21 protein-coding genes, 1 pseudogene, 2 riboswitches and 1 other annotated feature are annotated in these 22,401 nt (G+C 65.9%); of the genes and pseudogenes, 14 read left to right on the plus strand and 8 right to left on the minus strand.

Annotation, left to right across the window (positions count from 1 at the left end):
* Positions 1–151: 151 nt before the first annotated feature.
* The 4 genes from FDF13_RS10205 to FDF13_RS10220 all read right to left on the minus strand — a co-directional run bounded on the left by FDF13_RS10205 (position 152) and on the right by FDF13_RS10220 (position 5,133).
* Positions 152–1,891, minus strand: a complete 1,740-nt coding sequence (locus FDF13_RS10205) for an IS1634 family transposase (protein ID WP_217494850.1) — start codon at positions 1,889–1,891, stop codon at positions 152–154.
* Positions 1,892–2,032: 141 nt separating this feature from the next.
* Entirely contained in the window at positions 2,033–3,352 is a 1,320-nt protein-coding gene (locus tag FDF13_RS10210; protein WP_137319552.1) for a DDE-type integrase/transposase/recombinase, read from the minus strand.
* A gap of 758 nt (positions 3,353–4,110) precedes the next feature.
* Positions 4,111–4,893 carry a Fic family protein gene (locus FDF13_RS10215; RefSeq protein WP_137319553.1) on the minus strand — a complete coding sequence of 261 codons (783 nt, stop codon included), beginning with the start codon at positions 4,891–4,893 and terminating at the stop codon, positions 4,111–4,113.
* A 36-nt stretch (positions 4,894–4,929) separates the two neighbouring features.
* Positions 4,930–5,133: a hypothetical protein gene (locus FDF13_RS10220; RefSeq protein WP_137319554.1), complete on the minus strand. Its 204-nt coding sequence runs from the start codon at positions 5,131–5,133 to the stop codon at positions 4,930–4,932.
* Positions 5,134–5,360: 227 nt separating this feature from the next.
* Between FDF13_RS10220 and FDF13_RS10225 the strand changes: the two genes are divergently transcribed.
* The 3 genes from FDF13_RS10225 to mobF all read left to right on the plus strand — a co-directional run bounded on the left by FDF13_RS10225 (position 5,361) and on the right by mobF (position 9,498).
* The gene (locus FDF13_RS10225; RefSeq protein ID WP_217494851.1) at positions 5,361–5,549 is read left to right on the plus strand and encodes a DUF5710 domain-containing protein; all 189 of its coding nucleotides are present in this window, start codon (positions 5,361–5,363) and stop codon (positions 5,547–5,549) included.
* 15 nt (positions 5,550–5,564) lie between these two features.
* Positions 5,565–5,927, plus strand: coding sequence for a hypothetical protein (locus tag FDF13_RS10230; RefSeq protein WP_137319555.1), 363 nt, complete (start codon positions 5,565–5,567; stop codon positions 5,925–5,927).
* A 121-nt stretch (positions 5,928–6,048) separates the two neighbouring features.
* Complete coding sequence (mobF, locus tag FDF13_RS10235; protein WP_254668974.1) at positions 6,049–9,498, plus strand: MobF family relaxase; 3,450 nt, start codon at positions 6,049–6,051, stop codon at positions 9,496–9,498.
* A 250-nt stretch (positions 9,499–9,748) separates the two neighbouring features.
* Here the strand turns inward: mobF and FDF13_RS10240 are convergent, their stop codons facing one another.
* The 4 genes and pseudogenes from FDF13_RS10240 to FDF13_RS10250 form a co-directional block, all read right to left on the minus strand.
* Positions 9,749–10,240, minus strand: a complete 492-nt coding sequence (locus FDF13_RS10240) for a hypothetical protein (RefSeq protein ID WP_368074036.1) — start codon at positions 10,238–10,240, stop codon at positions 9,749–9,751.
* Positions 10,241–10,409: 169 nt separating this feature from the next.
* Positions 10,410–11,639, minus strand: a pseudogene (locus FDF13_RS10245) (IS3 family transposase).
* Positions 11,236–11,370: a sequence feature (AL1L pseudoknot), on the minus strand. It overlaps the preceding pseudogene by 135 nt.
* A 58-nt stretch (positions 11,640–11,697) precedes the next feature.
* A complete protein-coding gene (locus FDF13_RS14840; protein WP_175406950.1) occupies positions 11,698–11,838 on the minus strand; it encodes a hypothetical protein in 141 nt (46 codons plus the stop codon).
* Between the two features lie 72 nt (positions 11,839–11,910).
* On the minus strand, positions 11,911–12,120 hold the full coding sequence (locus tag FDF13_RS10250; RefSeq protein WP_137319558.1) for a hypothetical protein: 210 nt from the start codon (positions 12,118–12,120) through the stop codon (positions 11,911–11,913).
* 205 nt (positions 12,121–12,325) lie between these two features.
* A riboswitch (TPP riboswitch) is annotated at positions 12,326–12,442 on the plus strand.
* A 34-nt stretch (positions 12,443–12,476) separates the two neighbouring features.
* On the opposite strand from FDF13_RS10250, the gene FDF13_RS10255 reads away from it, so the two are divergent.
* The 11 genes from FDF13_RS10255 to FDF13_RS10305 all read left to right on the plus strand — a co-directional run bounded on the left by FDF13_RS10255 (position 12,477) and on the right by FDF13_RS10305 (position 22,290).
* A complete protein-coding gene (locus FDF13_RS10255; RefSeq protein ID WP_137319559.1) occupies positions 12,477–12,950 on the plus strand; it encodes an NUDIX hydrolase in 474 nt (157 codons plus the stop codon).
* Positions 12,947–13,756: a bifunctional hydroxymethylpyrimidine kinase/phosphomethylpyrimidine kinase gene (gene thiD / locus FDF13_RS10260; protein ID WP_137319560.1), complete on the plus strand. Its 810-nt coding sequence runs from the start codon at positions 12,947–12,949 to the stop codon at positions 13,754–13,756. Before FDF13_RS10255 ends, thiD begins: the two co-directional genes overlap by 4 nt.
* A gap of 86 nt (positions 13,757–13,842) precedes the next feature.
* Positions 13,843–14,301, plus strand: coding sequence for a nucleoside 2-deoxyribosyltransferase (locus tag FDF13_RS10265; RefSeq protein ID WP_254668775.1), 459 nt, complete (start codon positions 13,843–13,845; stop codon positions 14,299–14,301).
* The gene (locus FDF13_RS10270; protein WP_137319561.1) at positions 14,291–15,298 is read left to right on the plus strand and encodes a thymidylate synthase; all 1,008 of its coding nucleotides are present in this window, start codon (positions 14,291–14,293) and stop codon (positions 15,296–15,298) included. The genes FDF13_RS10265 and FDF13_RS10270 overlap by 11 nt, the downstream gene beginning before the upstream one ends.
* The gene (locus FDF13_RS10275; protein WP_217494852.1) at positions 15,295–16,050 is read left to right on the plus strand and encodes a class I SAM-dependent methyltransferase; all 756 of its coding nucleotides are present in this window, start codon (positions 15,295–15,297) and stop codon (positions 16,048–16,050) included. Before FDF13_RS10270 ends, FDF13_RS10275 begins: the two co-directional genes overlap by 4 nt.
* 87 nt (positions 16,051–16,137) lie before the next feature.
* Positions 16,138–16,491 (plus strand): NUDIX hydrolase, encoded by a 354-nt coding sequence (locus FDF13_RS10280; protein ID WP_239546666.1) that lies wholly within the window; start codon positions 16,138–16,140, stop codon positions 16,489–16,491.
* A 141-nt stretch (positions 16,492–16,632) separates the two neighbouring features.
* A riboswitch (TPP riboswitch) is annotated at positions 16,633–16,752 on the plus strand.
* 97 nt (positions 16,753–16,849) lie between these two features.
* Positions 16,850–17,626: a 3-oxoacyl-ACP reductase gene (locus FDF13_RS10285; protein WP_137319564.1), complete on the plus strand. Its 777-nt coding sequence runs from the start codon at positions 16,850–16,852 to the stop codon at positions 17,624–17,626.
* Between the two features lie 5 nt (positions 17,627–17,631).
* Positions 17,632–18,960: an LLM class flavin-dependent oxidoreductase gene (locus FDF13_RS10290; RefSeq protein WP_204783069.1), complete on the plus strand. Its 1,329-nt coding sequence runs from the start codon at positions 17,632–17,634 to the stop codon at positions 18,958–18,960.
* 171 nt (positions 18,961–19,131) lie between these two features.
* Positions 19,132–19,755, plus strand: a complete 624-nt coding sequence (locus FDF13_RS10295; RefSeq protein WP_175406952.1) for an ECF transporter S component — start codon at positions 19,132–19,134, stop codon at positions 19,753–19,755.
* 146 nt (positions 19,756–19,901) lie between these two features.
* Positions 19,902–21,437, plus strand: a complete 1,536-nt coding sequence (locus tag FDF13_RS10300; RefSeq protein WP_137319567.1) for an ABC transporter ATP-binding protein — start codon at positions 19,902–19,904, stop codon at positions 21,435–21,437.
* A gap of 115 nt (positions 21,438–21,552) precedes the next feature.
* On the plus strand, positions 21,553–22,290 hold the full coding sequence (locus tag FDF13_RS10305) for an energy-coupling factor transporter transmembrane protein EcfT (RefSeq protein WP_254668776.1): 738 nt from the start codon (positions 21,553–21,555) through the stop codon (positions 22,288–22,290).
* Positions 22,291–22,401 lie beyond the last annotated feature (111 nt).

A 22,401-nucleotide genomic window follows, 5' to 3' on the forward strand; every position in this document is an offset into this window, starting at 1 on the left:
CCTCAGGTAAAAGTCCCCGGGAAATCTAGCTGGCCTGGCCCGGGGTTCCGCGTAATTGATTGGGTCTAGACACTTGGATTTGGGCTTTGATCAGCGGAAACGCACGCCGGGGCGCGTGCATGGCGTGTATCTATGGCTGGCGGTGCAGGAATCAGATGCGCGTGGGCGTGAGCCCCTGGACCTGCTTCGGGGTGGGCAGGCCCTGCTGGGTGAAGAGTGCGGTCTGGGCTTGCGTGGGCCGGGTGATGGTGGTGATCGTGCCCTCATCGCCTTCGAGGGTGACCTGGTGGAGCCGCTGAACCTGTCGGCGGACGTCGTTCCAGGTCTGGTCGGTGGTGTTCTCGATGATGCGGATGAGCAGCAGAGCCAGCCAGCACAGAGACACGTGGGCGCGGATGCGGTACTCGAGCCGGTGATAGACCGGCCTGAGGTCGAGGGTGGACTTCATGTCCTTCCATCCGCGTTCGACTTCGAGGAGCTGCTTGTAGCCCAGCGCGACGTCTTCAGCGCTCATATGCGGATCGGAGGTGCGCAGCAGGTACTTCCCGTCGAGGTTGGTCTCCTGCTTGATCGTGTCCTTGTCGATGCGCAGCAGCCCGGTCTTCGTCGACCGGAGGAACCGGTTCAGGCCCGGCATGGTCGAGATCTTGCCCTTCAGCTCACCCCGCTTGCCAGCCGTGAGGGTATCGGATCCTGCGATCATCTCTTCGAGCCGGGCCACGAGAGCCTGACGGGTGTGGGCGTCGCGGTGGGCTTGTTCGGGGTTGAAGCAGACGATGAACCGGTCCGCAGTCCCGCTGGTCCGGTCGATGGTGACTTCCTTGACCTTCAGGTTGTCCTTCACGGTCCGGTACTTGCCCGGACGAGACAGGGCCGCGGCCGCTTCGGCGGAGTTGGATCGGAGTTTCTCCCCGAGGATGTAGCCGTCCCCGCCGCGCATCAGCTCCCGCCGGTTGGCCTTCGAGGTGAAGCCGCGATCAGCGGTGTAGATGATGCGCGAGAGACTCCAGTCGCGCATATCGGTCCTGACTTGGCAGATGAGCGCGGAGTCGGCGGTGTTGCCCGGCCAGCACCACACCCGCACCGGGATCGCGTCGCGGGTGACGGCCAGGCCGATGACGACCTGCGGGAGATCGCCGCGGTGGTCCTTGGACTTCCCATACGTCCGAAACGGCGTCTGCTGGACCGCCCCCGCCGGTCCAGCACCCTGGGAGACGTCGCCGGTGCTGGTATCGGCGATCGGGTGGCCGGTCTCGTCGCGCCAGACGGGCTGATCGGCGTCCTCGGTTTCGAAGTAGGTGGAGGTGGTGTCGAAGAACAGCAGATCGACCTCCAGGTTCAACTGGTCGGCGACCTGCTCGTAGACTGCCCGCTCCAGGCTTTCGCCGGTGTCGGTGAGCCAGTCCATGACCCGGTAGCAGGCGTCCTCATCCACGGCCCCGACGGTGTCGGTCAAGCCGGGGATCGCCACATCGTGGTTCATCCAGTCAGCCGCTGCCAGCTTCGACGACGGAGCCAGCGCCCGGTTGGCCACCAGCGCGAACAGGATCCGTTCGGTGGCGTCCAGGTCCCGCTTCCGGCCCCGAGCCTTCTGCCCGGCCCCGGTGATCACCCGATCGAGCCCGAGCTGTTTCCACACCCCGTCGAGGAGGAACGCCCCGCCGGCGGGGCGGGAGTCGACAGGTTCGGGCATCGAGGCGCCGTTCGTGCCGGTGTCGCCGAGGTAGCGCTGCAGCGAGGCGACCAACCGGCGCAGTCCTGCTTCGTCGACCTCGTCGGCACGGCCGAAGGAATGCACCACCTTCGGCGTCGACCGCTTCTTCGCGGCATCCCACTCGTTGTGGGCCAGCTGAACGTAGGAGACCTCGCTGGTCCTCGTCCGCCGCTTCACCGTCCTGATGTACACACCTATGACAACTACCACACATAGCCGCCCATGTGAATCACGATCACGGAAGCGTGTATCTATGTAACTCGGGGCGTCGCGAGAGCAGTTCCCCGGATTCTCGCGGATCTTGCACTCACATCGGGGCTAGAAACACGGAATTACGCGGAACCCCGGCTGGCGTCGGTGGTGGTGGAGTTTGATGCCGGCAGGGTTGGGCGGGGCGGTGGAGGCCTGGGCCTCGCGTTCGAGTTGCCGGGTCCTCTCCGCGGCCAGGCGGATCAGTTGTTGCTGGATCCGGTCGATCTCGGTGGCGATGGCCATCGGGTCCAGCCTGTCGTGGTGTGCTTTCAGTTCGGTCTGCTGGGCGTTGCTGAGGATCCCGGAGGCCAGCAACCGCCGGTATGGGGTCTGCGGGGTGTCGTAGAGACGTTTACGCCGGCCGACGGCGTCGGTGCTCCAGCCGGTGGGCTTCTTCGTGGGGGTGAGGAAGTTCAGCCGGTCGTTGATCAGGGGCCAGAGCCGGTTCAGCAGGGCCAGCTCTTCGCCGGTGTCGTAGCGGTAGTGGAACCCGTAGCGGCGCACCAGGTGTCCGTTCTTGGACTCGATGGTGGCCTGGTCGTTCTTCTTGTAGGGCCGGCTGCGGGTGAAGAAGATGTCCTGGTCGGCGGCCCAGTTGACCACGTCGTGGTTGATGAACTCGGATCCGTTGTCGAAGTCCAGGCCGCTGACCAGGTACGGGATCGCCTCGAGGCCGGCCTGGAGCGTGGCGAGGATGTGCACGCGGGCGTTGTTGCGGATCGCGCGGGTGAACACCCAGCCGATGCGCACATCGGTCAGGTTCACGGAACGGGCGAACTCTCCGGTCAGCGTCGGGCCGCAGTGCGCGACGGTGTCGACCTCGAAGAATCCGGGCTCGGCCTCGACCTCGTCACCGGCCTTGCGGATGGTGATCGAGGTGCGCAACAAGGAGCCCGGCTTGGTGGCGGACTTGCCGTGCAGCGGGTCCTTGGCCCGGGTCGGGGCCAGGTACCGGTCGATGGTGGCCGCCGACATGGCCAGCAGCTCGGCCCGCACCGACGGGCAGTACCGGTCTTCGCCGTCCAGCAGGGCCCCGTGGCGTTCCATCGCCTCGATCCACTCACCCATCGAGGCGGCCAGGTACTTCCCGCACAACCCGCCGGAGGCCGCCCAGATCCGCTGCAGCACCACCACGGCGTCGTAGGAGTACCTGCGGGGCTTCGACTTGCGCCGGTCCAGCACCGCCACCGTGGCGATGGGCCGCCCGGGCGGCTGGGCGGCCCGGCGACGCAGCTGCTGGCGGGCGTGGTCCCTGTCCCAGCCGGTGATCCCGACAACGGTGTCCAGGATCGCGCCCTTCTGCTTCTTCGAAGCCCTCACATACGCCGTGGCGTACTTCTTGGTCACTTCGATGCGGGTCGTCATCGACACGTCCCAGTCAGTCATACCCCATCGTCGCCGTGCCACCTGAAGGGCGGAAGATTTCGCGGGGAAACCCTGTGAGGCACGGGCCCTGCTACGCGGGGACTTTATATGAGTCTCGTCGACATCTAGCCATCCGAACGGAGGCGAGCTACTATATGTGGATGGTCAGTGCTGTCGTGCCCGTCGAAGCCCCGGAATCGGGGTCGGGCACGGGGGTGCCGATTCGGCACCCCCGTAGCCGCCACACCTCAGGCCTCGCGGTGGTGAAAATTTTGCACCACCGCCATCACCCGATCAGGCAGGGCAGCACGGTGGTAGCAAATTGCCACCACCGCCATCCCGGGACCGTCAGGGTTCCACGGTGCCTGCACGTTGCAGTCACCGTCGCCTCACCTTGGCTCTTCACGGTGGTGCCAGCGTGGCACCACCGTCGACCGCCCACGGGGGTGTAAAATTTTCCACCCCCGTGGCCGGGTGCATGGTCCTGCAAATTTTGCGGGACCGCGACGGCCGCGGAACGGTCCCGGAAATTTTCCGGCCCCGTTGCCCCGCCGTGGCTGATGGCACGGTCGTGCCGATTCGGCACCACCGTGATCGGCCCCACTGCGGCCCGCGAGACTGCCACCGGATGTCGTCAACGGTGTGCGAAATTTTCCCGCACCGCGCCACCAGGGCTTCTGCCCCCTGACTGCCCGTCGCGCGGATGCTCAACGGGTCCGCACATTTTGCGGACCCGTTCCCGGCCCCGTTACGGAGCACTCCATCGGCTCTCCGCTGTCTCATAGCCCGAGCCCCCGGTCCTCTGGCCCGTGGTCGCGCGGAGGGTTGAACGGAGGGTCGGGGTCGAGGCGATTCGCCCGCCGCTGCAACGCGGCGCGCAGCTCCCGGTCGAGCACGTTACGTTCCCTCGCCACCCTGGGACGCGTGAACTCCGTCGCCGAGCGCAGCATCCGCGCCCGGACCTCTTGCCCGTCGATCCCGCGAGCAGGTACCAGCGCCGGGTGCAGAAGCGCCTCGATACCATCCTCGCTGATGTCGATGGCGCGCGTGCGGGCGTGGGCAAAGACGTGCGGGTCGATCTGGTTCCAGTCGATGAGCCAGCCCGCTGACTCCGCGAGCTGGTTGAAGAACACGAACTGGCTTCTCGTGTTCACATCACGGAACGGATGAATCGCCGTGACCTCTCCCCACGTCCAGGCCAGGCCCTCGGAGAACCCGGCACGGTCGCGGCCGCGGAGATGGTCCATCCTCGCCAGAGCGTCAAGCACGCGATCAGTCTCAACGGGGATGAACTCGGGCACGCAGTGCGCGATGCCCGTGCCGCCGGGTCCGGTGTTCGTATCCCGCAACCGTCCGCCCCAGGGGTAGAAGCCCTCGACCAGTCGGGCATGAATCGCCTGCAAGTGCGGCAGGTCGAAGTCGCCGTCGACCGGGTGCAGGGCGAGGTCGGCCATGTACGTGGTGATCACGCGCCGTTCGGCGGCCTTCCACAACGCCGGATCGTGGTAGCCGGGGAGATTGACCAGCACGTCGGTGCCGGGATACGTGTAATGGTCCGGCATCACCGGCCCCCGCAACCAGGCATACAGGACCAGCAGTCAGCGGGTGAAGCCGTGCTCGGCTTCCAGCTCGGCGAGCCCTTCGGCGATGACCTGATCGGGCGTGGCCTCACCGGTGAGCACCCGGCGGGCGGCCTCCACGTCCCCAGCCGTGGGCTCTTCGCCGGCCATACGATGCCCGGCCTCAATCGCGGCGAGCTGCTGCGCAGTCCAGGCCTGCGATGCCGTCTGGGTGGTCGCCATGATGCCTCCTCCATGCTCATCCGACACTCTCCATTCTACCTTCCCGCCCCAGTGAAACCCCGGCAATCCCCGCAGTTGAGCGTCCGGCCTGAGGCGGTTGTCTCCCTGATAGGTACGCACGGCATCCCGGACATCGAGCAGGCCGTGGCGACAGGGTCGTCGTGACCTCGTGCTCAACGTACGGTGGAGGTATCAGGCACAGCGACGAGGCGGAGTAGGGGGCAGCGATGGTGCAGCGCATCTGGCTCGACGTCGCCTACCGTGAGAAGGACCAGGCCAAGGCCGCCGGTGCCCGCTGGGACCCGCAGGCTCGCCGCTGGTATGCGCCCCGGCCCGGAATCCGCGCACTCGACCGGTGGCTTCCTAACCTGCCGCCACCCGTTCGACCGGCGCGCGTAGAGCCCGACCCATCATGACCAGACGACCCCGCCGTGCTTCTCCGAGACGCCACCGGCACCGACCCGCTGCCGTGGGCGATCCGGGCGCCCTACGGCTGGTTCTGCCATATGTGCGATTCGACCTGCCGCCCCGGGAAGATCCAGATTGTGACGATCCAGACCCGCTGGCTACGCCGACCGATGATCGTCACACAGCCGACCGAGTGGCGCCATCATCTCCAAAGCCGCGGGGATGTCGACTGGCGACTCCTGGTCCACATCACCCGCGTCCTCGAGCAGACCCTCGCCCCGGGAACCGCGATCCGCTGGAATCCCGATACCCAGCAGCTCGACACGATCACCGGACCCATCCACGACTGGCGCGACCTCCGCGACCAGCACAAGCGACGCCGCTAACCGCACCCCTGACGCGCTGACCCGGTCTCTCCTGCTGTCAAGACGAATGGACGCATGTTACCTGCGGTAGTACCCGCGCACCTTCCTCACGAAGCGACTCGTGAGGAAGGCGGTGACCGGCATGAAAGGCGGCGTGACCCTGTTCCGCGGACCCGGCACCGCCGCCCGCCGGTACCTCGAATCCGACCGGTCGACCGTGGATGACTACTACCTCGAAGGCGGCACGGCGCTGGCGGACTTCACCATCACCAACGCCGCCGGTGAGGTCATCGCGAACACCGGCCTGGACCCGGAGCAGTACGCGGGCTGGGTCGACTGGACCCATCCGCTGACCGGGGAGCAGATGGGCATCCCGCGCGAGGCGGGCGAGGTCCGGAAGGGCTCCCCGCGGTTCGCGGAGATGGTCGTCAACACCCCGAAGTCGCTGTCGATCGCCGCCGCCCTGCACCCGGAGGTCTCCGACGCCCTCGACCAAGCCCAACAGGACGCGGTCTCGGAGATCCGACAGTGGCTGGCACAGCACTCCTACACCCGTGTCGGCCCGCGCGGGCAGCAGGAGATCATCCCGGCGGAGTCGTTGCAGACCGTCGCCGTCGTGCACAAGACCAGTCGTGCCGGTGATCCGCACCGGCACGTGCACTTCCAGATTGGCACCCGCGTGCCCGCCGCGGGCAAGTGGCGTGCCCTCGATACTGCGGTCCTGTTCAAGCAGCAAGGCGCGATCCGTGCACTCGGCACTGCTGTCATCGCGGCGAACCCGCAATTGGCTGCAACCCTGGACGCGAACGGGCTCACCCTCGACCCGGTCACCGGGGAGGTTGCCGAGTTGGAGCAGTTCAATCCGATGATGAGCAAGCGTGCGCATCAGGTCGAACGCAACCTGAAGCAGTTGGAGGCCGAGTGGGAGCACGCCCATCCCGGTGAGGAGTCCGGCCCGGTCGTGCGGGCGCGGCTGCTGCACAGGGCGTGGGCGCATGAGCGGCCGAACAAGAAGCCCGCCGACCTCGGCGACGAACACGCCTGGCGGGCCGAGCTGGTCGAGGCCGGCTACGACCCCGACACCCTCACCCGCGCCACGGCACCGGCAGGGGTGTCCGTCGATGACCTGAGCGTGCAGGAGGTCGCGAACCGTGCCCTCGACCGTAGCGCGGCGGGTGGATCGACATGGACGGTGCACACGCTGCGCGAGCACGCCACTCGCATCACCACCGAGCACGGCGTGCAAGCCACCCCTGACGAGTTGCGCGAGTTCGTGCAACTCGCCACCGATCTCGCAGCTAAGGATTGCTTCTCCGTGCTGCCGCCCGGCGCGGTGCAACCCGAGTATGTTGCACACCTCACCAGCCTGCGGGTGGTGCAGGCCGAAAGCGAGTTGCGGGACCAGCTCGAAGCACAGGCCCCGAACCGGGAGCCTCGCCGCCCGGACCTCAGCACGCTCGCCGCCGAGCACGGCCTCGACGCCGGACAGACCGACGCCGCTGCCTCGGTCGCCTCCCGTGACCCGCTCGTGGTGGTCGAGGGAGCGGCAGGGTCGGGGAAGACCACCATGCTCGCCACCGCCATCGAAGCCCTCGACCACGCGGGCCGGTCGGCGCGGGTGGTCACCCCGACGAAGAAGGCCGCCCAAGTCGCCGCAGAAACCCTCAAAGTTCCCGCCGACAGTGTAGCCGCGCTCGTGTACGCGCACGGGTTCCGGTGGAACGACGACGGCGTCTGGACCCGCCTCAAGCGCGGCGACACGGACCCCACCACGGGCCGCGTCTACACGGGTCCGCCGCGTGAGGCGCGGTTGGTGCGGGGTGAGCGGGTGATCGTGGACGAGGCCGGGATGCTCGACCAGGACACCGCCCTCGCCCTTCTCACCGTGATCCGCGAAGCGAGGGCCTCGGTGGCGCTGGTCGGCGACCGCGCCCAACTCCCCGCGGTCGGGCGCGGCGGTGTGCTCGACATGGCCGCCCACATTCGCGGGGCAACCGTGGACATGTCCGAGCTGCACCGATTCGACGACGAGCAGTATGCGGCGCTGACGTTGCGCATGCGGGAGGGGAAGAACCCTGCGGCGATCTTCGACCAGTTGCACGCAATGGGCCTGGTCCGGTTGCATGCCGACGACGACGCCATGCGTGAGCACATCGCCGAGCACACGGTCCCCGAGGATGCGGTGACCGTGGCGACCAACGACGAAGCCGCCGAGTTGAACGAGCGCACCCGCACCCTCCGCGTCGAACAGGGCGAAGTCGATGACGGGCGCACCGTGACCGACTCTGCTGGTCTGCCCATCGGGGCGGGTGACCTGGTGCAGGCGCGGCAGAACGATGCCGAGCTGCGGGTAGCGAACCGGCAGACCTTCACCGTCCAACGCATCGGCGAGGACGGCACCGTTCATGCCATCGAGACCGGCACCAACCGGAGGCACAACCTCACGGTCGCGCTCCCGGCCGACTATGTGGCCGAGCACGTGCACCTGGCCTACGCTTCCACCGCCTACGGCGTCCAGGGTGCCACCGTGAACACGGCGCACACGGTGCTCTCCGACGCCCTCGACGCGGCAGCCGTCTACGTCGGACTGACCCGCGGCAGCGGCCGTAACGAGCTCCACGTCATCGCTGCGGACCTCACGAATGCGAGAGCGCAGTTCGTCGAGGCGATGGGCCGCGACCGCGCCGACCGCGGACTGACCGACGCCACCACCCGCGCCCACGAAGCCATCCAAGGGTTGGTCAAGGACGGTCCCGTCGCGATGGTCACAGAAGAGCTGGCATGCCTCGACGATCTGATCGAGAAGGCGAAGCAGCGGGCCACCTGGTGGGAGAACGTCGGCGAACAGCTCGACGCGCTATCGGCCCGGCATCGGGAGGAGACGGACGAGAGCACCACCGCCCTCACTGCCGCGGAGGAGCACGCCGCGACGATGCGGGCCGAGACCTTCGCGCCCCTGGAGACACGCGCCGAAGCCGAAGGCCGGGACTACCTCGCCGCCTTGGCCGAGGAAGCCCAGGCGGCCGGACGACTGGCAACGGCGGGATGGTTCGGCAAGCGGCGTGCGCAACGCGAGCACGACACCGCCCACGAGCACACACAGGCCTTGCGCGGTCGCCTGTCCTCGGAGTGGGGCACTCTCCCGCGGCCCGCGGATGACCTCCATGAGTGGGCGGGCCGTGTCGCCGCCCAGCAAGCCGAGAACGCTCCCGAAGTGGTGCAAGCCGACGAGGCCGTAGTCGCGGCGCGGCAGGCGCGTACCGGGTTGCAGGAGCGTCATCGCCGCGACCGACTCGCACTCCTGGCGCGGCTCCACGGGGCGGACAACGTCCGCCGTGACCCCGACCGATACTTACGCACCAGCCCCCGGAGGCAGGCGGCCAAGTGGAGGGCGTCGACAGAGGAAGCGCGGGCTGAGGCCGCCGAGCTCCGTCGCCCGCCACGGGATCAGGCAGTGGATCTCATCGAGATCAAACGCGCCGCCACCGAAGCCCGCGCGACAGCACTCGGGGAACGCCAACGGCAACTCGTCGACGAGCAGTACCTCACCCGGAGTGCTCCCCGCAGAGACCGGCCAGCACGCGGCCTCTAGATCGCGTACCGTCCATGTTTCTGCCTCTCCGTCACGGCTCGGTTTGCTAACCAGTTCGGGTGGTGCTGGGCGTTGAGCGTGTAGCTTCTTCGACCGTTTAACTGTTCCTGCGGTTTTGTTCCGTTCGTACGGTGCTCCGAGGGCATCGAGGGGTTCGCACATTTTGCGGGCCCGTTCTCCTCGACCCAGTGTGACCGGGCCGCCCGCACGCTGGTCTCATTCCGCGCGGCGGTGGCGATACGTGGAGTGTTCATAGCCCGACCCCTCGGTCGTGTAGCCCCGGCCCCTGGTGTGGCGGACCGAACGGCGGGTCAGGGGCGAGGCGGTATGCTCGCCGCTGCAACGCCGCGTGCAGCTCGTGATCCAGGGCATCCATCTTACGTGGAGGGCGGGGCCGGGCGAACTTCGCCACGACTTGTTCCATCCGCTCGGCGACCTTACGCTCAGGGCTGGAAGCGGCCGGAACCAGCGCCGGGTAGAGCAATGCGTCGAGGCCGTCGGGATCGCGGTAGATCGCGACGGTGCGGGCGTGGGCGAAGACGTGCGGGTCGATCTGGTTCCAGTCGAGGACCCATCCGGCCTCGACCGCGAGCTGGTTGAACAACGTGAACTGGCTCCTCGTGTTCACGTCACGGAAGGGGCGGATCGCTGTCGTCTCTCCCCACGCCCAGGCCAGGCCCTCGGAGAGCCCGGCCCGGTCCCGACCGCGAAGGTGATCCATCTTCGCGAGGACACCGAACACGCGGACGGCCTCGTCGGGGATGAACTCGGGCAGACAGTGCGCGATGCCGGTCCCACCGGGGCCGGTGTTCGTATCCCGCAGGCGGCCGCCCCAGGTGTAGAAGCCCTCGACCAGGCGGCGTGGATTGTCAAATCCCGGGTTTAGTTGAGGCTGAACGGTTGTTCTGTATTCAGGCTGCGTTGCCGATGGTCTGGTTCTCGGCGAAATGTGTGGCCTCGATCTCGGCAGGGGTCTGGTAGTCGAGCATGGAATGGAGCCGTTCGGTGTTGAACCAGTGGACCCAGTCCGCGGTCGCGGCCTCGACGTCCTCCCGGCCGGCCCAGGGCCCGTCGAGGTGGATCAACTCTGCCTTGTAGAGCGAGTTCAGCGCTTCGGCCATGGCATTGTCGAACGAGTCGCCCTTGGACCCCACGGAGGCCACGGCATCGACCTCCTCCAGGGCCTGGGTGTACCGCAGGGCCCTGTACTGTACTCCTCGATCACTGTGGTGCTTGAGTCCGGAGACGTTCTGACCTGCACGTTTACGGGTCCAGAGGCCCATGTTCAGTGCGTCCAGGGCCAGATCGGTGTACATCCGGGTCGAGGTCTGCCAGCCCACGATCATCCTGGCGAACACGTCCAGGATGAAAGCGACGTAGACCCACCCGGACTCGGTCCGGACGTAGGTCAGATCGGCCACCCAGAGCCTGTTCGGAGCGGTGGCGGTGAAGTCGCGTCTGACCAGGTCACCGGGTCGATTCGTCTCCGGCGACGGCTTCGTGGTGCGCGGATAGCGGCCCCTGACGGTGCCGCGGACCCCGAGTTCACGGCAGAGCCGCTCGACGGTGCAGCGGGCCACAGGGACCCCGTTGCGGTTGAGCTCGGCGTGGATTTTTCCGGATCCCGTAGACCCGCATACGCCGGTGGGCGTGGATGGCCATGATGTGCTCCTTGAGCTCGGCGTCCCGGACGGACCGGGCGCTGGGCGGTCGGTTCTTGAAGGCGTAGTAGGTTCCCGGGGCGATCTTCATCCCGTGGTCCTGGGTCAGGACACGGCAGATCGGTTCGATCCCCCAGCGGTGCTTGTTCTCGTCGACGAAGGCGACGATCACCTCTGTGGGCGGTCGAACTCCGCCTTGGCGAAAAACGCTGTCGCTGAGCGCAGGATCTCGTTCGAACGCCGCAGCTCGCGGTTCTCAGCCTCGAGCTGTCGGATTCGGGCTTCGGTGTCGACCGGCTCCACGGGCAGGTCGGCGTCCTCGGCCTTGCGGACCCAGTTGCGCAGGGTCTCCTTGCCGATGCCGGTCTGCTCGGCGACCCGCGCGATCGCACCAGAGCGGGTCGCCGGATCATGACGGGCCTCTACGGCCAACCGGGTCGCCCGGTCACGGAGTTCTTGGGGGTATTTCGACGGGGCCATCAGAGAATCGATGTCCTTTCAGGATGTTTGGCTTACCCTCAATCAAACCAAGGACGATTCAGATAGCCTGCAAAGGTGGCAGGTCAAAGTCGCCGATGATCGGGGTGCGGGCCAGCTCGCGGGCACGAAGGCCGGTGACGGCGGTCTCGGCTTCCTTCCACGCTGCCGGATCGGTGTAGCCGGGGATGTTGACGAGCACCTCGGTGCCGGGATCTGTGCAATGATCCGGCATCACCGTCCACCCCCACCCGCGACCCTGGCCTGCGGCGTGCTACCGGGTGATGCCGTACTTCGCGTCGATCTGCGCCAGCCGGACGGCGATGGCGATGGCGTCATCGCCGGGCATCTCACCGGCCAGCACCTTGCGATCCAGGGCGCGGTCGGCGTCGGACTCCTCTCCGCCAGCCATCCGCCGGCCAGCAGTGACCTGCGCTTCGAGCCGGTCGATCTCGGCCTGTGACAAGGCCTTCGTCGTCGCCATGACCAGTCCTCCTTCATGCTCGACCGACACCTTCCGGTCTACCGTCCAGTACCGACACCTACCAGTGGATCCACCCGTGGGGCGGGGACTTGCTCCATCAGGCGCAGTCGCGTCACTGGATGGGTGCGCAGGCGATCCCAACACCAGTATCCGGCGGCAGTCTATCCGCGCAGGGTGTGTCTGTGACGGCGTTCTGGTAGATTCGGGTCGTACCGAGGGGTGTCCCGTCAAGGGGCTGAGATACCACTGGACGTTGTCAGCGTGGTGACCCTAGAACCTGATCCGGATCATGCCGGCGAAGGGACTGGTCTAGCAGGGCTTCTTTCCTTCGCTGGCCTCCACGCTAGGAGGTCACAGTGTCTCATGCTGTTGTCGTTCCTGACACTTCCTCATTTGACGCGCACCCAAGGGTCGCGGTCATTTCTGTCCTCATCAAAGACGACCATGTCCTCTTGGCGCGACGTGCGAACCCTCCCGATGCAGGATTCTGGGGATTCCCGGGCGGGAAGATCGAATTCGGAGAAACAATCGCCCAAGCCGCCGAACGCGAACTCAGTGAAGAAACCAGCATCATCAGTGAGGCCACCGGTGTCTTGACCTGCCTTGACGCGTTCAGCCGCGACGAGAACAGACCATTAGTCAGTCATTTCGTGCTCGTCGCCGTGCTCTGCCGGTGGCGCTCGGGGCAACCCCACGCTGGCGACGATGCCCTCGAAGCACGCTGGTTCGCCCTCGACGAAGTCGACGAAGCCCGGCTGACCCTGAGCAAGGATGTCGCCGAGGTCGCTCGGTACGCCGCCACACGGCAGCAGAAGGAAGTGTGCGCATGACGGTCAAGAACGTCCTGTCCATCGCGGGAACCGACCCCACCGGTGGGGCAGGCATCCACGCCGATCTCAAAGCCTTCTCAGCGATGGGCGCCTACGGCATGGCCGCGATCACTGCGGTCGTGGCGCAGAACACGCGCGGTGTGCGCTCGTTCGTGCCCCTTGATCCGTCATTCGTTGGTGAGCAGATCGATGCAGTGTTCGACGATGTGCGTGTCGACGCGGTGAAGATCGGTATGGTCGCCAACGCCGCCATCGCCGAGGTCATCGCCGAGCGCCTGCACCACCACGAAGCTGAGACCGTGGTCCTGGATCCGGTGATGGTCGCCAAGAGTGGCGACAGGCTGTTAGACGACGATGCGGTGGCTGCCATCCGGGACACCCTCGTGCCGCTGGCCACGGTCATCACCCCGAATCTTCCCGAAGCCGCCGTGCTCCTCGATACCGAGGATGTCACTAATCTGGGGCAGATGGAGGACCAGGCCACCCAGCTGCGTGGACTGAGCTGTCAGTGGGCTTTGCTCAAAGGCGGGCACCTCACGAGCGAGACGGTCAGTGTCGACTACCTTGCCGGCCCCGACGGCGTCTCCACCTACTCGTCTCCCCGGGTCGAGACCCTCAACGACCACGGCACCGGTTGCACCTTGTCGTCGGCAATCACTGCGCTGTTGCCCGGCCACTCGGTGCCCGAAAGTGTGGACCAGGCGAAGACCTACCTGCAAGACGCTCTGGTTGCCAGCGACCGCCTCAACGTCGGCCAAGGTCATGGTCCTTTGCACCATTTCCACCAGTTCTGGCCGCGCGGGTAGGGATGCAGAACAACCCCTTCTCGTTCCGCGCGATCGGGGGCCAACCACATCGACTCATGAAAGGAGCCGTGACTATGACGCGAAAGATGTTTCTCGCCGGCCCGTTCAAAGCTCTCGTCGATGCTGACACCCATGTGATGGGCGATGCCGAGATCGACAAGTACACCTCGATCATCGACTTCTTCGAAGGCCAGGGGTGGGATGTGCACTGCGCCCACCGCAGAGAGGGCTGGGGTCGTGAGTTCATGGAACCCAGCGAGTGCACAAGCATCGACTACACGGAGATCGCCGCCTGTGACGTCTTCGTCGCGTTCCCCGGCGCACCCGCGTCCCCGGGCACGCACATCGAGATCGGGTGGGCCTCAGCCTGGAAGAAGCCCATCGTCTTGCTCCTCGAAGAGGGAGCTGAGTACGCGTTCCTCGTCCGGGGCCTCCCAGCGGTCGCCGACGTTGAGAAGATCATCATCGATCCCGAGCAGCCCACCGCGCCACGCATCCTCGCTGCGATCGAGCGCGTGCAGGGAGGAGCCGTCAGTGAAGCCTGAGTATCCCGACCTCCACACGCTCTACCTGGATTCACTGCGACAGGTCTACACCGGGTTCGAATACCAGAACAGTCCCCGTGGGCAGGACGAACGCGAAATCATCGGCTTCACCGCGCGCCTGACCAACCCCGCCCGGCGATATTGCTTGGCGCGGTCGCGTCGGCAGAACATCATCTTCAACTACGCCGAAGCACTGTGGTACCTCTCGGGGAAGAACGACCTCGACTTCATCCGCACCTACGCGCCCTCGATGAGCCGGTGCAGTCCTGACGGTCTCAGCCTGCCGGGCACGGGGTATGGTCCCAAACTGCTCAGGGACGTCGGCGGCGAGACCGCGATCGAACGAATCGTGAACATCCTCAACGACGATGACCCTGCGAGCAAACGTGCCGTCCTGCAGATCTTCGACCACTCCGAAGACATCTACCGCCGCAACATCGATGTCTCCTGCACGCTAGCTCTCCAGCTGTTGCGCCGTGACGACCGTTTGCACATGGTCGCGTTCATGCGCGCCAACGACGCGTACATGGGATTGCTCAACGACACGTTCTCCTTCACGTTCGTCCAAGAATTCCTCGCCTCGATGCTGGGACTGACTCCGGGCGTGTACATCCACAACGTCGGCTCGATCCACATCTACGAAAAAGACCTCGCCAAGGTGGACAGCCTCCTCGATGGCGATGAGCAGACGATCGTGGAGGAACCCAGCACACTTCCACGGCTACCCTCGGGAGCGAGCCTGGACCAGGTGCACCAGGTCTTGGACTTGGAGCAGTCGATCCGTGCAGACAGGCTCCCAGGCCGCGCACTGGCGACCGTTGACCTTCCAGAAGCGTGGGTCGACATTGTCCGCCTGTTCTGGATCCACCGGCAACTCCAATGTCAGCGACCAGTCGACCCATCGATGATCGGCGACCTTCATCCCCTCCACCGGGAGCTGGTCGTGAATCGATGGCCCAGCATCGAAAACGCGAGCGTGAGGGCGGTGCGGCAGTGACGACATCATGGACGACTCCGTCAGTATCAGCAGGGTTCGATGCCTACGACGACTATGTCGAAACCCGACTGGCCTACACCCCGCTCGTCAACGATCTCCAAACCGCCTGCGGCCGAGAGGCGATCGTGCTCGATTATGGGTGCGGCAGCGGAAAAGTCTCACGACGCCTCCTCGACGCCGAGGCCGCAGCGCAGGTCGTCGGTGTCGACATCAGCACCGACATGATCACCCTCGCCCAGGTGCAGTCCCCGCAACCGACGGCGCGATTCCACACCATCGACAGCGGCCACGTACCCTACCCTGACGCCACATTCGATGCGGTCGTGTGCTGCTTCGTGTTCATCAACGTGCCCACACGCGAGGAACTGAGAGCTATCGCCCGTGAACTCGCCCGAGTGCTCACGCCGACCGGCACGCTCTTCATCGTCGACAGCAACCCGGCGGCCACAGGAATACCGTTCCCGACCTTCCGCAGTGGCGAGCCCGGCAGACGCTACCGCGACGGAGACGAACGCAGGGTCAGCTTGCAGATCCCCGGCGCCGGTGTTCTCGAGCTTGTCGACCGGCACTGGTTCATCAGCACCTACGAGGCGGTGCTGAACGAGGCCGGTTTCACAGTGGACCAGGTCACCGACCGCGGAGCACAATCGGTGGAGGACGTCGGCATGCAGTCGCCCATCGACCATCCACCGTTCATGCAGATCACAGCCCACTTCGCGGCGGCCTCCGAGTCCACGATCGGGGCTGGGTAGATGACATGCGGCCGTTCCTATCCGAAACCGGCGACGCTGGCGGCAGTGGTCCGGGAAGGGCGAGTCCTTCTCATCCGTCGGGCCCATATGCCCGATGCTGGGCGCTGGGCATTCCCCGGGGGAAAGATCGACCTCGGTGAGACCCTGACCGTCGCGACCGTGCGCGAACTCGCCGAGGAAACGGGAGTGCACGCCACACCCGGTGATGTCTTCGATGCTGTCGACGTCATCGATGCCGACCACGATCTGCATTATGTTCTGATCGCGGTGCTCTGCCGATGGGAACGGGGGGAACCGGTCTCGGGCGATGATGCGCTTGAGGCGGCGTGGTTCACTCTCGAGGAAATGGATGCGATACCGGTGGCGCAAACATTCGACGTCCGCGCTATTGCCGAAACCGCGCTCGAGCTGGAGCGCGAGCAACAAGAGCGTCCAAAATAAGACAAGCAAAACGAGAAGCCAGAATGCCCAATTGTCGGATAGCCATGATTGATTTCCGGTGTTCTGTGACATTGCTTCCAGTGACAACAAACCGGGGGCCGAGACCGACTTGTGGAGAGGGTGGCTTCCGTGATGTGATGGTCGTGCGACACGGGGTGCCGCCCGTTCCAGCTTTCGAGCATGGGACGCGGTCGGCTGAGATGACACCCGTTGAACCTGATCCAGTTAGCACTGGCGAAGGGAATGTCCGTACTTGCACCCGCCGACAACGTTGGCGGTGTCGGCGCACCATGAGAGGGGCTTCGCCCCCTTCTGGCGCGCACGGGTTGCCTTCGCCTCGACATCGAGAGGCATACACATGGCACACACTATTCTCCCCCTCACCGAGCAGATCGTCCTCGTCACCGGAGGGGCCCGCGGACTCGGAGCTACGATCACTCGCGCGTTCCTGGCCCAGGGTGCGCGGGTGGTGATCAACTACCACGCATCCCAGGAGGCCGCGGAGGACCTCGCCGCCGGCCACCCTGGACAGGCGATCGCGATCCGGGCTGATGTCCGCGACCGTGCCCAGGTCGACGCGCTCGTCGCTGAGGCAGCCGATCACCTTGGCGGGCGGTTCACCACGGTCGTCAACAACGCCCTGGCCGACTTCTCCTTCAACGGCGATGCCCGCTCCCACGCGGACCAGATCTCCTACGAGGAGATCACCGCACAGTTCACCGGTTCCGTGCAGGGACCTCTCAACGTCATCCAGGCAACGCTTCCCGGCATGGTCGAGGCAGGCTTCGGCCGGATCGTCAACATTGGTACGAATCTTTTCCAGCACCCGGTCGTTCCCTACCACGACTACACCGCGGCGAAAGCCGCGCTGCTGTCTCTGACCCGGACCTTCGCTGATGATCTCGGCCCGCAAGGCATCACCGTGAACATGGTCTCCGGTGGCCTGCTGCAGACCACGGACGCTTCGTCTGCGACGCCTGAGGCGGTCTTCGAAGGCATCGCCGCAGGTACCCCGCTGCGGGCGGTGACGACGCCGGAACAGCTCGCCGACCCGGTGGTGTTCTTCGCCTCCCCGTGGGCCAGGGGTGTGACGGGGCAGAACCTCATCGTTGACGGCGGGCTCGTCAAGGGGTGAGCACCGTGGAAGTCAAGCAGGCCCACTTCAATCTGTTCATCCACGGTGTTGGCCATCACAGTGCGGCCTGGCGGGCACCGGAGTCGTCGGTCGAACGACTCACGGAGGTGGCTTACTACCAGGAGCTGGCACGAGTCGCCGAGCGCGGCTTGCTGGACGCGGTGTTCTTCGCCGATGGCCACTCACTGGAACCGGCCACGGCCGGTGATGGTCCCAGGTGGCACCTCGAGCCGCTGACACTCCTGGCGGCATTGGCTCAGGCCACTGAGCGGATCGGGCTGGTCAGCACGGTCTCAGCCACGTTCTACACACCTTTCCATGCCGCCCGGATGCTGGCGAGCCTCGATCACATCTCGGGCGGGCGGATCGGCTGGAACGTGGTGACCTCAATGTTCGATACCGAGGCGCAGAACCACAGCATGCCCCGCATGCCCGATCACGCGACTCGCTACGCCCGGGCCGAGGAGTTCGTCGACGTCGTCCTGCGGCTATGGGACTCGTGGCCAGAGGACTCCATCCTCATCGAACGCGCAGAGGCACCCGATGGGCAACCAGGCCGGTACGTGGACGGCTCCCGACTCGTGGAGCTGAATCATTCCGGTGAGCACTTCGATGTGCGTGGTCCGCTCAATGTGCCCCGCCCGCCGCAAGGACACCCGGTGCTGTTCCAGGCCGGTGCCTCCGAGCAGGGACGGGACTTGGCCGCCCGCCGGGCCGAGGCCATCTATGCCGTGGCCTATGACGTGCAGGCGGGACGGGAGTACCGCAGTGATGTGCGTCGCCGGATCACAGGTGCCGGCCGTGACCCGGACACGGTGGCGGTCATGCCCGGCCTGGTGGCCTATGTCGGATCGACCATGGACGAGGCACGGGCCCGGCAACGAGAACTCGACGTCCTCCTGCCGACGGAGAGCTCTCTGCGGCAGTTGAGCACCTTCATCGGACAGGACGCATCCGCCTGGGACCTCGACGCCCCGGTACCGCCCCTACCCCCGCTGGAGGCCTTCACCGGCCCCAAGGGGCGATACGCCACAATCTTGCGCATCGTCGAGACCGAGCAGCCGAGCGTGCGCGAGCTACTGGGCCGGCTTGCCGCCGGTGGCGGACACTGCACGATGGTCGGCGCCCCGGAGACGATCGCCGATGAGATCGAACTCTGGCTCGACACCGGCGGCGCGGATGGCTTCAACCTCATGCCACCGTCCCTGCCGCAGGGGATCGAGGACTTCGTCCACCACGTCATCCCCGAACTGCAGGCCCGCGGACGATTCCGGACTCAGTACGAGGGCACAACGTTACGAGAGCACCTGGGTCTGACAAGGCCCAAGCACTGACCCGTCGAGAGCAACGCTGCTTCCGGTGTCAACGTGCACCATCCGCAGCACCACCGGGGCCCGCGCTGGGCAGCGGGCTTGGGAAATCGTGACCCTTTGATGTCGGCAGCGGCAGATGCCGCGAGCGGTCGAGGGCTCCAGCCACTCACATTGCCCTTCAGGAGGCTATCCATGCAGAACAGTACGCCCACAACTCGTGACCAACCCGGGTCGGCTCAATCGACTCATAGGTGGAGCGTTGTCGATATCGTCATCACCGCCGTCCTCGGTTTCGCAGTCGGTTTGGTGTTTTGGGCCTGGGCTGCCAGCTGGGCCGTTTTCCAGCTGTGGACGAATGCCTATCCGCCGCTCATCGGTCTCTTCGGCGGAGTCTGGGTACTCGCCGGACCCCTGGCTGGCCTCATCATCCGCCGTCCAGGCGCTGCGCTGTTCTGCGAGCTCATCGCCGCCACTGCCGAGGCGGTGCTGGGCTCGCACTTCGGGGCGACAGTGATCATCTCAGGACTCATTCAGGGCCTGGGAGCCGAGGCCGGCTTCGCGCTCCTGGGCTACCGACGTTTCGGACTCGGTGCAGCCTTGTTCTCGGGGGCACTAGCCGGAGTCGGTCTGGGCGTGGGCGGAATTCTGAGGTCCTATGCGGCATGGACCACTCAGGCCCAGACCGTCTACATCCTCCTAGCGGTGCTCAGCTGCATCGTGATCGCTGGCCTGGGCTCCTGGCTCCTCACGCGCGCACTCGTGAGAACTGGCGCCCTCTCTTCGGTCGCGGCGGGCCGGGCCGCCAAACGCATCTGACCATCACCGGAGCGAAAACATTCAGCGCGACCGGTGTCTCAGTGTCTCGTGACGCTCGCTGGTACGGGCTCGACGCATTTGCCTCCAGCCCAGAGGCACCAATCGCGCCCACGATTCGCTCCCTGCTCCTATTCAAGGATTTCTGTATGACCCCCCTTTCCGTTACGGCCCGCGGTTATGGCTGGACTCATGCCGGCAGGACCCGGCCAGCGTTCTCCGGACTCGATCTGCACATCGAAGCTGGGCAGCGCGTTCTCCTCGCCGGTGCCTCCGGAGTCGGAAAGTCCACGCTCCTCCACGCCATCACCGGTGTTCTGCCAGCCGTCTCCGGTGATGCCACGGGGTCACTGCTCGTCGGTGACGCTCCACCGGCAGCCTCACGCGGGGCTGCGGGCCTCGTCCTGCAGGACCCCGACTCCCAGGTGATTCTCGCCAGAGTCGGTGATGACGTCGCCTTCGGTATGGAAAACCTCGGTCTGCCCGCCGAGAAGATCCCCGAAAGGGTGCGCACAGCACTGGAGACTGTGGGTCTGCCGGTGGAGCCCGACCACCCGACCCTGGCGCTGTCTGGCGGGCAGAAGCAACGTCTGGCCATCGCCGGCGTCTTGGCCATGAAACCCGGAGTGATCGTTCTCGACGAGCCCACGGCCAACCTCGACCCCGATGCGGTGCATTCGGTCCGCGATGCCGTCCTGGCAGCACAAGCACGCTCCGGGGCGACCATGGTGGTCGTCGAACACCGCTTGGAGATCTGGGCACCCCATGTTGATCGCATCCTCGTGTTGGGTCCAGAAGGGCTGCTGGCCGACGGCGATCCCAACACTGTGCTCGGCGACATGCGCCTACGCGACTGCCTCCAGGCCGCGGGACTCTGGCTGCCCGGCGCTGTCCCTGGAATCGCCTACACCCCGACCACGCGAGGCGAGGAGATGCTCTGTGCTAAGGACATCACCGTCGCTCGTCCCGGCGCAGAGCCGGTCGCCACGGTGTCGGCGCAGGTACGAGCAGGTCGGGCTCTCGCGCTCACCGGCCCCAACGGCAGCGGAAAATCCACCACGGCTCTCACTCTGGCAGGTCTGATACCAGAAGACGCGGGGACAGTGACCGCTTCGCAGTCCCTGCTCGCCGGCCCTCACCGCCCGAAATGCGCACAGCCCTCACAGTGGAAGTCCCGCTCACTGGTGACACGGATCGGAATGGTCTTCCAAGAAGCAGAACACCAGTTCCTTCGCCACACGGTCGCCGAAGAACTAGCATTCGGACCCCGCCAAGCCGGGTACTCGAAGACCCAGATCCAGGCGCGCGTCGACGAGCTCCTCGAACGATTGAAGCTTGACCGGCTGGCTCAGGCTCATCCGCAGACGCTCTCCGGCGGCGAGAAACGCAGACTGTCAGTGGCCTGCATGCTCACTGCCGCACCGCAGGTCTTGATCGTCGACGAACCGACCTTCGGCCAAGACGCACTGACCTGGCGAGAGCTGACGAAGATGTTCGCCGAGGAACTGGCCTTGGACCGGGCCATCGTCGCCGTCACCCACGACGAAGCCTTCGCACATGCCCTCAGCGCGGATCGCTTGGACTTCAACGGACCCAGCGCGGTCCCAGCACAAGAGAACAACCCAGCTGAGGCCATCAACTCGGTCCACGTCCATGACGAGGGCGGGGAGGCTTCGCATGTCTGAGTCGCGTATGCTCCCGGTGGGATCAGTCCAACCCATGACGAGGAGGAAAACGCGCCCCGCCCAGGACTTCCTCATTCCGCTGCGACGGCCGACACAGGTCTCGCGTGCCAACCCCGTGGCCAAGCTCGCAGCAGTTCTGATCCTCATGATGGGAGTACTGCTGAGCATCGACCTTGTCTCGGCAACCGTGATGCTCCTACTCCTACTGGCCATCGGGTTGCCCGCAAGCGGGCTCGACGTGGGTGCCATGCTCCGCCGACTCTGGGTCCTCCCGGTTGCCGCTGTGATCGCGGGCTGGGCCACAGCCATCATGGCGGCGAAGACCGGTACTGTGCTTGTGGAGTTGGGGCCCTACCTTATCACCTTGGGCTCGCTTGAAGCCGGTGCCGCGATCACCGTGCGCTCCCTCGCCCTGGCACTGCCGGGCATCGTCGTAGCGGCGACGACTGATCCCACGGACCTCGCCGACGGGTTAGTCCAGCACCTGCGGCTCTCGGAGCGTTTCGTTCTCTCCGCGCTGGCCGCCGCCAGACTCGTGACCCTGTTCATCGAAGAGTGGAAAACACTCGTACTGGCCCGCCGTACTCGAGGCGCGGGTGCGGACTCGCTGTTCTCTCGGGCCACAGCGATAGTGCCTTTGGCGTTCGCACTCTTAGTGCAGGCGATCCGCCGCGGAGCCCGGCTGGCGATGGCGATGGAAGGACGTGGATTCGGGACGCAAGCACGAACCTGGTCTCGGGCCTCACGCTTCCACGCCCGCGACGCCTGGCTGGTTATCACAGCCACTTGTTTCAGTGCCGCCTCCATTGGTGTGGCGGTGATGGTCGGTACCTGGCAGCTCATCCTCACCTGAGAGTGAATAACTGACCGCCGCGGACGATTCCGAACTCAGTACTAGGACACCGCGGCCCGACATGACCAGGGATCTGACCTGAGAAACGCGCACAACTTCCCACAGCAGCAA

Origin of the sequence: Brevibacterium sp. CS2, from assembly GCF_005280295.1 — a bacterium.
Classification (GTDB): Bacteria; Actinomycetota; Actinomycetes; order Actinomycetales; family Brevibacteriaceae; genus Brevibacterium; species Brevibacterium pityocampae.